General features: G+C 72.2%; 11 protein-coding genes and 1 tRNA gene. 6 read left to right on the top strand and 6 right to left on the bottom strand.

The genetic code is table 11. The features are described from left to right. Positions 1-6: 6 nt before the first annotated feature. On the bottom strand, positions 7-1335 hold the full coding sequence (locus tag SD626R_RS10500; RefSeq protein WP_092566319.1) for an outer membrane protein assembly factor BamB family protein: 1329 nt from the start codon (positions 1333-1335) through the stop codon (positions 7-9). Between the two features lie 32 nt (positions 1336-1367). Here SD626R_RS10500 and SD626R_RS10495 point away from each other — a divergent pair, with 32 nt between their 5' ends. Next, on the top strand, positions 1368-1892 hold the full coding sequence (locus SD626R_RS10495) for a hypothetical protein (protein ID WP_241996644.1): 525 nt from the start codon (positions 1368-1370) through the stop codon (positions 1890-1892). 598 nt (positions 1893-2490) lie between these two features. On the opposite strand, the gene SD626R_RS10490 is transcribed toward SD626R_RS10495, so the two are convergent. From SD626R_RS10490 to SD626R_RS10480, 3 genes are all read right to left on the bottom strand, one after another. Then, positions 2491-2574 (bottom strand) — tRNA-Leu (locus tag SD626R_RS10490). 30 nt (positions 2575-2604) lie between these two features. Next, positions 2605-3651 (bottom strand): sensor histidine kinase, encoded by a 1047-nt coding sequence (locus SD626R_RS10485; RefSeq protein ID WP_092566317.1) that lies wholly within the window; start codon positions 3649-3651, stop codon positions 2605-2607. Positions 3652-3748: 97 nt separating this feature from the next. Continuing rightward, a complete protein-coding gene (locus tag SD626R_RS10480) occupies positions 3749-4666 on the bottom strand; it encodes an EamA family transporter (RefSeq protein ID WP_092566316.1) in 918 nt (305 codons plus the stop codon). Between the two features lie 148 nt (positions 4667-4814). Between SD626R_RS10480 and SD626R_RS10475 the strand changes: the two genes are divergently transcribed. Next, positions 4815-5357 carry a DUF309 domain-containing protein gene (locus SD626R_RS10475; protein ID WP_092566315.1) on the top strand — a complete coding sequence of 181 codons (543 nt, stop codon included), beginning with the start codon at positions 4815-4817 and terminating at the stop codon, positions 5355-5357. 39 nt (positions 5358-5396) lie between these two features. Beyond that, a complete protein-coding gene (locus SD626R_RS10470) occupies positions 5397-6200 on the top strand; it encodes a M14 family metallopeptidase (protein WP_092566314.1) in 804 nt (267 codons plus the stop codon). A 61-nt stretch (positions 6201-6261) separates the two neighbouring features. Here SD626R_RS10470 and SD626R_RS10465 read toward each other — a convergent pair whose 3' ends face one another. Continuing rightward, positions 6262-6660, bottom strand: a complete 399-nt coding sequence (locus SD626R_RS10465) for a cupin domain-containing protein (protein WP_092566313.1) — start codon at positions 6658-6660, stop codon at positions 6262-6264. A 130-nt stretch (positions 6661-6790) separates the two neighbouring features. On the opposite strand from SD626R_RS10465, the gene SD626R_RS10460 reads away from it, so the two are divergent. Together SD626R_RS10460 and SD626R_RS10455 are read left to right on the top strand one after the other, a co-directional pair. Further along, positions 6791-7972 carry a CBS domain-containing protein gene (locus SD626R_RS10460; protein WP_092566312.1) on the top strand — a complete coding sequence of 394 codons (1182 nt, stop codon included), beginning with the start codon at positions 6791-6793 and terminating at the stop codon, positions 7970-7972. Between the two features lie 43 nt (positions 7973-8015). After that, positions 8016-8282 carry a glutaredoxin family protein gene (locus tag SD626R_RS10455; protein WP_092566311.1) on the top strand — a complete coding sequence of 89 codons (267 nt, stop codon included), beginning with the start codon at positions 8016-8018 and terminating at the stop codon, positions 8280-8282. Positions 8283-8324: 42 nt separating this feature from the next. Here the strand turns inward: SD626R_RS10455 and SD626R_RS10450 are convergent, their stop codons facing one another. Continuing rightward, positions 8325-9986, bottom strand: a complete 1662-nt coding sequence (locus SD626R_RS10450; RefSeq protein WP_092566310.1) for an HVO_2922 family protein — start codon at positions 9984-9986, stop codon at positions 8325-8327. Positions 9987-10105: 119 nt separating this feature from the next. Between SD626R_RS10450 and SD626R_RS10445 the strand changes: the two genes are divergently transcribed. Beyond that, positions 10106-11302 (top strand): metal-dependent hydrolase family protein, encoded by a 1197-nt coding sequence (locus tag SD626R_RS10445; protein WP_092566309.1) that lies wholly within the window; start codon positions 10106-10108, stop codon positions 11300-11302. The last annotated feature ends 327 nt before the right edge of the window (positions 11303-11629 follow it).

The following is an 11629-nucleotide window of genomic DNA, read 5'->3' as shown; positions in this document are numbered from 1 at the left end:
GCCGCGTCACTCGGACGCGACGAGCTTGTAGCACAGCCCGGGCTCGTCGGAGTCTTCCGGGGCGCGCTCGGCGTAGTATATCGCGCCGTCGGCGACGAGCGGCGCGCTGCTCACGTCGCCCCGACCCTCGACCGACCAGGTCACCGAGCCGTCCGCCCGGTCGAGCGCGTAGAGGCGCGTGTCGTACGAGCCGACCAAGACGTGCTCGTTCGTCGCGGTCACGCTCCCCGTGATCCACCCGTCCGTCGGGGTCGACCACAGCTCCTCGCCGGTCGCTAAGTCGATCGCGTAGGCGTTGCTGTCGTGGCTCCCGACGTAGACCGTCCCGTCGTGGACGGCGGGCGCGCACATGACCCCGCCCGTCCGGCCCGGGTCGGGGTCGTCCGTCGGCGACACGGACTCGTCGGTCTCGAACTCCCAGAGCCCGGTTCCGTCCGCGACGTCGACGGCGGTGACGGTGCCGGCCCACGACGGGACGAGCGCGATCCCGCGGCTGACCGCGATCGGCGCCTTGACGTCGCCGCCGGTGTCGAACGTCCACGCGCGCTCGGGGCCTGAGAGCGACCACGCGTAGACGTGGCCGTCGTTCGAGCCGAAGAGGAACCGGTCCCGCTCCAAGTCGACGGCGACGGTCGAGTGCGGGTGGTCGGTCGGCCGGTCGTCGCGCCACTCCACCTCGCCGCTCTCGGCGTCCATGACGACGACGGTCCCGCTCGGCGTCGCGTACTCGACGGCGACGTACAGCCGCCCCTCGTGGTAGGTCGGGCTGGCGGCGGCCGCGTCGCCGACCTCGGTCTGCCACTCGATCTCCCCATCCGCGACCGAGACCGCGGAGACGACGCCGTCGTAGGTCCCTACGTAGGCCGTGCCGTCCGCGATCGCGGGGGTGCCGTGGCTCCCGCGGTCGTCGTCGGAGATCGAGGTCGACCAGCGCACCGTCCCGTCGGGCGCGATCGACTGGATCCGACCCGTGTCGTCGGCGAGGAGGACGTCGCCCGACGGCGCCCGTATCGGACTCCCCTTCGAGGCGGTGTGGTCGCCGCGGTTCGCCGGCACGCTCCACGCCACCTCGACGGCCTCCGGGATCGTCGCGTCGATGTGGCCGTGGTTCCGGAGCCCCTGTCGAAACTGCGAGGCGATCCCGTCGGCCGACTGCGGTCGGTCGTCGAGGGCCAGCGGGAGGTCGACGCCTTCGAAGTCGGACTCGGCGTCGGCGTCGGGCGAGTCGGCGCTGTCGGTCGACCGGTCGTCGCCGAGCGAGCTGCAGCCGGCGAGTCCCGCGACGCCGACGCCGCCGGCGATTCGGAGCCACTCGCGACGCGTTCGTTCGGTCATGGGTAGCGGTTCGCGGGTGAGGATAAAAAGCCGTGTCGCTCGGAGGCGAGGCGGTGCGGCGGCGAGGCGAGAGCGCGCCCGGAACGAAAGGCACTCGTGACGGGCGGCCGCACCGCTCGCTCGGCATGAACTGGTCCCCGATCCCGCCCGCGGTCGCCGCCGTCGTGGCGGTCGCGATGGCCGTGAACCGCCGTCTCGCACCGATCCTCCTCGAAACCTCGATCGGCGTCCCGTCGCCGCGGGTCCTGGCCGCCTACACCTTCGGCGGCCGCTTCGTCACGTTCGCGCTCGTCTACGGGCTGTTGTTCGGCGTCGCCGTCGCGGTCGGACGGCGGCGGCGCTCGACCGAGGGCGACAGTGCGACCGTGCTCGCGACAGGCGTCGTCGCCGCAGTCGCGTACCTCGGTGCGAGCGCCGCGCTGCTGTTCGTCCTCGATCCGAGGCCCATCCTCGTCAACGCGGTCGCCGGGGTCGGTTCCGCCGTCGGCGTCGGCGTCCAGCTGGCCGTCGTCGCCTTCGCCGGATTCGCGCTTGCGGAACGGGTATCGGATGTCTGAGTGGACGGTTACGGACCGGCAGTGAACGGCTCCGAAATCACACCCGCTTGGTTATAGGTAGATGAGCACGGACCGACAACCACCAAAGCCCCAGCCGCTCGGCCAGACGCGATTGACACCGGATTACTGGTGAAACCCTCCAAAGCCCCAGGCCGCGAGGGCGACTTACGCTCGCTGCGCTCCTCAGTCGCTCGCGCTGCTCGCTCCTTGCGGTGCTTTCGTCGCCTAAGTCGCCCTCGCGGCTGCCCCTTTGAGTCCCACCCGACCGCAACCGCACAGCACCTCACGCCTCCCCAGCCTCGTCGGTCGTCCTCCGCGTTGCTCCGGACGACCGACTCCCTCGCACGCGCTCCTTCGCGGCCGCCACCGGCGGCCGCTCGGAGGCGCGCGCCACCGCATCGTGTATCGGTCTTCCTAGCCGTCGCTTGTCGGGTTTCGGATGAAGTTTTGCGAGGGAAGAGCGCTCCGAGAGCGTCTTCCCGCATCACGGGGGTGGACCCCGGCGATGCGAGGGGAGGGATTTGAACCACGGTCGCGCCGGAGGCGCTCCCTGATTCAAATCCTCCCGCTTGTGCATTCGCGCGCTGTGACGCGCTCATGCGAGGGGAGGGATTTGAACCCACGGACCTCTACAGGAGCGGATCTTGAGTCCGCCGCCGTTTCCGGGCTTGGCTACCCTCGCACGCGACCCGGCGTTCGGTTCCGCAGGTCTTTATCCCGTCGGTTCGGGGCCGACCAGCCGCGCCTCGAACCCGCCCGACGGCGACTCGCCGAGGGCGACGGTCCAGCCGTGCGCGGCCGCGACGCGCTCGACGATGGCGAGTCCGATCCCCGTGCCGTCGTCGTTCGAGACGCCGAACTCGGTCACCGCCTCGCGCTCGTCGGCCGGGATCCCGGGGCCGTCGTCGGCGACGTACGCGCCGCGGTCGTCGACCCCGACTCGGACCGTGGGGGCGCTTCCGGCGTGATCGATGGCGTTTTCGAGCAGATTCCCGACCGCCCGCCTGAGGAGGTCGGGGTCGGCGCGGACCGAACCGGGGTCGTCGACGACGAGCTCGGCGTCGGCCGGCGGGTCCCCGAAGTCGCCGGACGCCCAGCAGTCGGCCGCGAGGTCGCCGAGGTCGACCGGTTCGGCGTCGATCTCGATGTCCTCGGGGTCGCGGGCCATCACGAGGGCGTCGTCGATCAGCGCCTCGATCCGGGAGAGCGCCGCCTCGGCGGGCTCCAGTCGCTCCGTCTCGCCGGTCTCGCGGACCATCGCGAGGTATCCCTGCGCGACCGACAGCGGGTTCCGGAGGTCGTGCGAGAGGAAGCCCGCGAGGCGTTCGAGCCGCTCGTTAAGCCGCTCTAAGTCGCGCTCGCGCTCGACCCGGTCGGTGACGTCGCGGATGACGCCGACGGCGCCGACGACGGCCCCGTCGCGTTCGATCGGGGTCAGCCGCGTCTCCGTGGTCACCTCGCTGCCGTCGCCGAGCGTCGTCGTGAGCTGGACCCGCTCGTCGGCCGTCTCGCCCGCGAGGACGCGCTCGACGGCGGCGCGGTAGCGGTCGCCCGCCTCGGGGCTCCAGTAGCCCTCCGCGACCACGCGCTCCGGGTGTTTCGCGCGGAGCACGTCGTCGTCGAACCCCGTCACCTCGCGGAGCCGGTCGTTGACGAACACGCGGTTCCGGTCGGCGTCGAGCACGTACGCGCCGTCGCCGGGGGCGTTCACGATCGACTCGGCGTGGTCGGTCGGGGTCAGTTCCGGCGCCGTGTCCATACTACTGACACGGACCGGTCGCTCAAGTGTCCCACGGGTGGCGGCAACGCCGACGGGCGGTCGCCCCGACGCCGCCTCGCCGCGAGGGCGCGGCCACTCACAGCGCGATCATCGCGACGCCGACGACGGCGAGGAGCGCGGCGACGAGGCGGACGCGGAAGTAGCGCTCGCCGAGGAGGACCCCGCCGAGCACGACGGCGACGATCGCCTGCGTGTTGATCACGGGCGAGGCGACGCTCGCGGGGAGCGACGCGAACGCGACGGTCGTCAGGTGTTCGCCGAGCGCGACGAGGGCGCCGGCCGCGAGGAACTTCGGCGCGTCGCCTCGGGAGACGGCCGGCGGAGTCCGGACCGCGGCCGGGAGCAGCACGAGCCCGGCCCCGGCGAGGAGGAGGGGGACCCACAGCGTGCCGGGGATCGCGAGCTCCTGGAGCCCCACGCGCTTCCCGAGGTCGGCGACCGCGTAGCACGCCGCGCTCACCAGGGCGAGCCGGGCGGGGCGGGAGCGGGCCGCGCTCGCGAGGGGCGCGAGCAGGCTCCCCGGCTCGTAGTTCGCGACGTAGACGGCCGCCGTGGTGACGACGACCCCGGCGACCTGGACCGGCGCGAGCACCTGCCCGAGCAGGAGCACCTCCAGCGGGAGCACGAACATCGGGACGACCTTGTTGATCGGCGCGACGTAGGAGACGTCGCCGTCCTCGATCGCCCGCAGGAAGAGCACGAACGCGGCCGCGGTCGCCGCCGCGGTGCCGGCGACGACGGCCGCCGCCGCGGGGCCGACCGCCGCCAGCGACCGCGCGACCGCCCCGGGCGCGCCGAGCGGGTCGCTCGCGAGCGCCCCCGCGCCGAGGTCGTTCGTCGCGACGGTCACCGGGAGGAACCAGGCGATCGCCGACGCGTTGATCAGCACCGTGAGCCCGGCCGGCGGGTAGCCGGAGAAGGAGCGCTTGAGCGCGAAGACGTAGGTTCCCCAGACGACCGCGGCCCCGATCGCGGAGAGGAGTCCGAACTCCATCGATCGACCCGACGCCCGGTCCCGGAAAGAAGCGTTCGATCCGGTCGCCGGGCGCGGCCGGGTACGTGGCCGGGCCGGGCACGTGGCGGGGTCCGGAGTGCCCCCGAGCCGCGAAACGGTTAGGTCGCTGCGCCAGAGAGGCGTCCGCATGGACGAGCACACCCGGGACCCGGGCGTCGCCCCGCCGCTCGGAGACCCGACCGGGTGGCACGCGGCCGGCGAGGGCGACGGCGAAGGCGGTTCGACCCCCGACGACGCCCGGCTCGCCGGGGGCCACTGGGAGCACGCCACGCTCCGCCGGGCGACCGAGCACGGCGTCCGGCTGTTCAACGCGGGCGAGTACCACGAGTCGCACGACTGCTTCGAGGACGAGTGGTACAACTACGGGAGCGGGACGACGGAGAGCGCCTTCCTCCACGGGATGGTGCAGGTCGCCGCCGGCGCGTACAAGCGGGTCGACTTCGAGAGCGACGCGGGGATGCGATCGCTGTTCGAGACCGCGCTGGAGTACCTCCGGGGCGTCCCGGGCGACTTCTACGGCGTCGACGTCGCCGAGGTGCGCGAGACCCTGCGGGCCGCGCTGGACGACCCCGCCGCGATCGACGGGTGGCGGATCACTCTCGACGACGCGCGCCCGGAGGCGTACCCGGCCGACTACGAGTACGCCGACCGGATCGACGAGGCGCACTGAATCCGAACGCGACTTACCCGCCGAGCGCCTGTTCGCCGTATGGAGATACACGATCTGGGCGAGGGCGAGCCCGAGGTCGCGGTCGTCGGCGCGATCCACGGCGACGAGCCCTGCGGCGCCCGCGCGGTCCGACGCCTCCTCGACAGCGACCCCGACGTCGAGCGTCCGGTGCGGCTGATCGTCGCCAACGAGGCGGCGCTCGACGCAGGGGTGCGCTACCTCGACGCCGACCTCAACCGGGCGTTCCCCGGCGACCCCGACGCCGACGCTCGCGAGGAGCGGCTCGCCGCCGCGCTCCTCGACGAGGTCGAGGGCTGTACCACCCTCTCGATCCACTCGACGCAGTCCTCGGCCGAGCCGTTCGCGGTGATCGACTCGATGGACGAGGTCGCCCGCGCGGTCGCCCCCCACCTTCCGGTCGACGTGGTGATCCAGACCGACGCGTTCACCGAGGGGCGGCTCATCGAGCACCCCCACACCCTGGAGGTGGAGGCCGGCCTGCAGGGCTCCGACGGGGCCGCCGACAACGCCTACTGGCTGACGCGGGCGTTCCTGACCGCGACCGGCGCGCTGCCGGCCCCGGGCGCCGACGACGCCGTCGACGCGGGCGGCCGCGACGCGGTCGAGGTGTTCCGCCTCCGCGACCGGATCCCGAAGCCGGAGGCCGAGGCGTACGAGGTGTTCGCGCGCAACTTCGAGCGCGTCGAGGTCGTCGAGGCGTTCGCGGCCGCCGGCGACGAGCAGCTCCGCGCCGACGAACCCTTCTACCCCGTGTTGCTGTCGCCGTACGGCTACCGCGACCAGTTCGGCTACGTCGCCGACCGAGTCGGGACGATCGAGTGAGCGCGCGGGGTGACCGAACGACCGTCGGGCGATCGAACCACGATCGGACGGGATGAGGCGCCTACTCGACGAGCTCGATCTCGTCGTCGCCGTTCGGAACCACGCAGACGAACGCGCCCGGCGCCTCGCCCTCGTTCCGGTACCAGTGCTCGACGCCCGCCGGAATCAGGAGGCCGTCGCCGGGGGAGACGACGTGTTCCGTCTCGCCGATCCCGACCACGTACTCGCCGGCGAGCACGTACTGCTCGTGCTCGACCGCGTTCGTGTGTCGGGGGACCGCGGCGCCGGGCGCGAGCTCGAACCGCCGCATCGCGAAGTTCGGGGCGCCGTCCGACTCGTCGACGAGCACGCCCTTCCGGAGCCCGTCGGCGGCGTCGACCGCCTCGTAGGCGACCTCGTCGCCGCGCTTCAGGACCGCGTCCGCGGCGGTCGTCGCCCCCTCGGTGGTGGAGTCGTCCATACCGACCGATCGACGGCGAGGGGGTTATAGTCGGCGGCGAGGCGGTCGGGTCCGTCGGTCGGTATCGCCGTCGCGCGTTTCGGTCCCTCACCCCCGGACGTTTAACCCCTCACCGGACCAACGCGGGGACATGCGAGGACTCAAGATCGGGACGGCGCTGGGGATCCCGGTCAGGCTCAACTGGACGTTCCTGATCGTGTTGCCGCTGTTCGCCTACCTCATCGGCTCGCAGGTCGGGATGATCGCCGAGGTGATGAACGAGACGCTCGGCGCCGGGATCGACCCGACCGCGCTCGCCGGCGGGCTCACGCCGTGGGTCCTCGGGCTGGCGGCGGCGGTGGGGCTGTTCGTCGGCGTCCTCCTCCACGAGTTCGGCCACTCGGTCGTCGCCATGCGGTACGGCTACGAGATCGAGTCGATCACGCTGTGGCTGCTCGGCGGGCTCGCCAGCTTCGCCGAGTTTCCCGAGGACTGGAAACACGAGTTCTGGATCGCGGTCGCGGGGCCGATCGTCAGCGTCGCGGTCGGCGTCGGCTGTTACGCCGTGTTCGCCCTCGCGCCGGTCGGGTCGAACGCCGTGCCGTTCGTCTTCGGCTACCTCGCGCTGTTGAACGTCGTCCTCGCCGTCTTCAACATGCTCCCGGCGTTCCCGATGGACGGCGGGCGCGTCCTCCGGGCGCTCCTGGCCCGGAACCAGCCGCACGCGCAGGCGACCCAGCGCGCCGCCGCGGTCGGAAAGGCGTTCGCGTTCGTGATGGGAATCGTCGGGCTACTCAGTTTCCAGCTGCTGTTGATCGTGCTCGCTTTCTTCATCTACATCGCCGCCTCCGGGGAGGCCCAGCAGACCACGCTGAAGGCCGCCTTCGAGGACGTCACCGTCGGCGACGTGATGACCGGTCGCGAGGAGCTCCACACCGTCAGCGAGGACGCCTCCGTCGCCGAGTTGATGAGCCGGATGTTCGAGGAGCGCCACACGGGCTACCCCGTGCTCCGCGGCGACGACCTCGTCGGGATGGTGACGCTGGAGGACGCCCGGTCGGTCCGCGAGGTCGAGCGCGACGCGTACACCGTCGGCGACGTGATGGCCACGAACGTGGTCGGGGTCGGTCCGGAGACCGACGCGATGACCGCGCTCCAGACGATGCAGGAGCACGGCGTCGGCCGGCTGCCCGTCGTCGACCGCCAGGAGCGGCTCGTCGGGATCATCTCCCGTTCGGACCTGATGACCGCGTTCAACATCATCCAGACGGGCGGCACGCCGAGCGTCATCAGCGGGCGACGGCAGATCGGCGACGACCCCGACGTGTTCTGAGGCGACCGAAAGCGACTCACCGCCGACCGCCCTACCGGCTCGCATGAGCCAGTCGGACGCGACGGTCCCCGTGACGGTGTACACCCGCGAGGACTGCGCCCTCTGTGACGCCGCCCGCGAGACCATCGAGGAGACCGCCGCGGCCCTCGACGTGGCGATCGACCTCGACATGGTCGACGTCGACGAGGACCCCGAGCTCGCCGAGGAGTACGGCGAGCGCGTCCCCTACGTGCTGATCGACGGCCACCCGGCGTTCAAGTACGAGGTCGACGAGCGCGAGCTGCGGCTGAAGCTGCTTGCGGCGTCCTAATTCGCTGTTTAAATAAAAACAAGACGCCGACCGCCCGACTCCTCACTCGGCCGCGTCGACCGTCTCCTCGCCGGCACCGGGGGCGTTCCGTTTCACCTTGGTGACCGCCTCGACCGCGTTCGAGCGGGAGGCGTACCCCTCGCCCGAGTCGGCGAGCACGTTCCCGTTGCGGTGGCGGAGCCGCCAGCGCCACTCCTCGGCCGCGTCCTCGTAGATCTCGAAGGCGGCGCTGCCGACGTCCAGCACGTCGGCGTCGGCGGCGTACTCGCGGATCCGGCCGATCGCGTCCCGCGCGTTCGACTTGGAAGCGTACCCTTCGCCCGGGTCGGCGATGACGTTCCCGTTGTCGTGGCGGAGCCGCCAGCGGTGCTCTCCGGCCGCGTCCTCGTACAGCTCGAAGGCGGCGTTCGCGCTCCCGCTCTCGGTCTCCTCGCCGTCGACTTCGAGGGCCGCCTCGGCCGCGTTCGACCGCACGCTGTCGAGCCCCTGGCGGGCCTTCGAGCGCGACGAGTACCCCTGGCCCGAGTCGGCGAGCACGTTCCCGTTCTCGTGGATCAGCCGCCAGCGCCACTTCCCGGCCGCGTCGCGGAACAGCTCGAAGGCGGTCGGGTCGACGCGGAGGTAGTCCGCGGCGGCGACGCGCTCGCGGACCGTCGCGAGCGCGCGCTTCGCGTTCGACTTCGAGGCGTACCCCTCGCCCGAGTCGCCGACGACGTTCCCGTTGTCGTGGCGGAGCCGCCAGCGCCACTCCTCGGCCGCGTCCTCGAACAGCTCGAACGTCGCCGCGCTCGCGATCTCGTCGTCGTCGATCGGGACCGCCACGGCCGGCTCCGCGGCGTCTTCGGGCTCCGGCCCGTCGTCGTCGGCGACGGTCTCGGCCTCCTCGACCGCGGTCTCGATCCGGAGGAGCCCGGCGCCGCGCGCGTTCCGCCGGACGCTGTGGAGCCCCTGCTGGGCCTTCCCGCGGCTGCTGTACCCCTGCCCGGCGGTCGCGATGACGTTGCCGTTGCGGTGGCGGAGCCGCCAGCGCGGCTTCCCGCCCGCGTCCTCGAACAGCTCGAACCGGGCCTTGCTCTCGCGGAGCGACGCTACCTCGTCGCGCGCGGCCGCGGCGTCGGCGTCGAGCTCGTCCGCGCGCTCCTCGGCGGCGGCCAGCTCCTCGCGGGTCGACGCCAGCTCCTCGCGGGCCGCCTCCAGCTCGGCGCTCGTCTCGTCGCGCTCGGCGGTCGCGGCGGCCGCCTCGCTTTGCATCCGCTCGTAGTCCTCGTACACCGGGTCGGAGAGCAGCGGGACGACCGTCCCCGCGAGCCCGATGAGGAGCAGTCCGACGCCGTACAGCGCGATCACGGTCGGGTCGCCGGACGCCGTGAACCAGCCGTCCGGGAAGATGTTCACGAACCAGACCACGCCGAGGACGCTGACGGCGGTTCCGAGGTAGCCGAGGTACGTCCCCGCTCGGCGGAGCGGGAAGCGTATCACGGCCCCGAGCATGACGAACGGGGGGGCCAGCGCCGTCAGCGCGTACGCGATGCCGCGAGTTCCCGTCGCCGCCTCGGTGAGGGAGAACAGCGCGACCCCGGCGAGCCCGAGCAGCACGCCGAACCCGAACAGCCAGTAGCCGTTCACCTCGTCGTTCGTCGTCGGCGTTCCGATGCGTCGCTCGTACAGGCCGCCCTGTCGGTCGGATTTGTCAGTCGTTCCCATACAAGGGGGCGTCTCCGGCCATCCGTTTATAAACAGGGGTGGACGACGGCGGTTCTCGGGCGCCCCGCCGGGCTACCGCGATCCGAGCGTTTACCCGTCGAACGCCCGCTCGTACGGGCATGTACGCGTTCAGAGGCGGGCGAGTCGTCGACGCGGCGGGGAGTCGCGAGGCCGACGTGGCGGTCGCCGGCGGGGAGATCGTCGCGGTCGGCGACCCGGAGCGCGTCGACGAGGCGGTCGCGGCGGTCGACGACGGCGACGGGAGCGGCGGAGTCACCGAGGTCGACGCCGCCGGCGAGATCGTCGCGCCCGGGCTCATCGACGCGCACGTCCACGTCATGATGGACGGACGACCGGACGTCTCGACCGCGGTGCCCGACAGCGACTACACGGCGAGCTACCGGGCCGCGAGCAACATCGAAGCGGCGGTCGAGGCCGGCGTCACGACCGTCCGCGACCTCGGGAGCCGGGGGACGCTCGCGCTCGACGCGGGCGCGGCGGTCGCCGCCGGCGACATCGACGGGTCCCGGGTCCTCGCGTGCGGACGCAACGTGATCATGACCGGCGGCCACGGCAACTGGTTCGGGCGCGAGGCCGACGGGCCGGCCGAGGTCCGGAAGGCGGCCCGCGAGCAGCTGAAGGCGGGCGCGGACGTGCTCAAGTGTATGGCCACCGGCGGGGTCCTCACCGAGGGCGCGGTGACGGGCGCCCCCGAGCTGACCCCCGAGGAGCTCGCCGCGTTCACCGACGCGGCCGCGCCGACCGACACCCCCACCGCGGCCCACGCCCACGGCGAGGCGGGGATCAAGAACGCGGTCGAGGCCGGGATCTCCAGCGTCGAGCACGGGACGTTCATGGACCGGGATGCCGCCGAGATGATGGCCGATCGAGGTACCTACTGGGTGCCGACCGCGAGCGCGCTCCGCGGCATCGTCGACAACGGCGTCGAGGCCGGGATCCCCGCGGACGCCGTCGCGAAGGCGGAAGACGCCGCGAACCGCTTCGACGACGCGTGGGACCACGCGCTGGCGGCCGACGTGCCGATCGCGATGGGTACCGACGCCGGCACGCCGTTCAACTTCTTCGCGGACATTCCGCAGGAGATGGCGTACATGGTCGACCACGGCCTCTCGCCCGAGGGGGCGCTGGAGGCGGCGACCGTCAACGCCGCCGACCTGCTCGGGCTCGACGACATCGGTCGCATCGAGGAAGGGTACCGCGCCGACCTCGTCCTCCTCGACGCCGACCCGACCGAGGACGTGACGGCGTGGCAGGATCCCGAGGCGGTGTTCGCCGCGGGCGAGCGCGTGGAATAGGGAGTCCGATTCCGTTTCGACTTTTATAAACGCCCGAACGGCAGTACGGTTGAGTGTGTGTAGCTGAACGACGACTCTGCGGCGAACGTCCCCGAGGCCTCGGCCGTTTGTTTATAAGTGGTTGTCGACGGAGCGATCGAGACCACCTCCAAAGCCCCGGCCGCGAGGGCGCCGTACGCTCGTTGCGCTCCTCGCTCGCTCCGCTCGCTGCGGTGCTTACGTCGCCTACGGCGCCCTCGCGGCTGCCCCTTCGAGTCCCGCCCCGCACAGCGCCGCAACCGCACCTCACGCCTCCCCAGCCTCGCGGTTCGCGCTCTCCGAGCGCTC

Origin of the sequence: Halorubrum sp. SD626R, from assembly GCF_001261915.1 — an archaeon.
Lineage (GTDB): Archaea > Halobacteriota > Halobacteria > Halobacteriales > Haloferacaceae > Halorubrum.
This window is presented reverse-complemented; position numbering and strand designations above follow the sequence as displayed.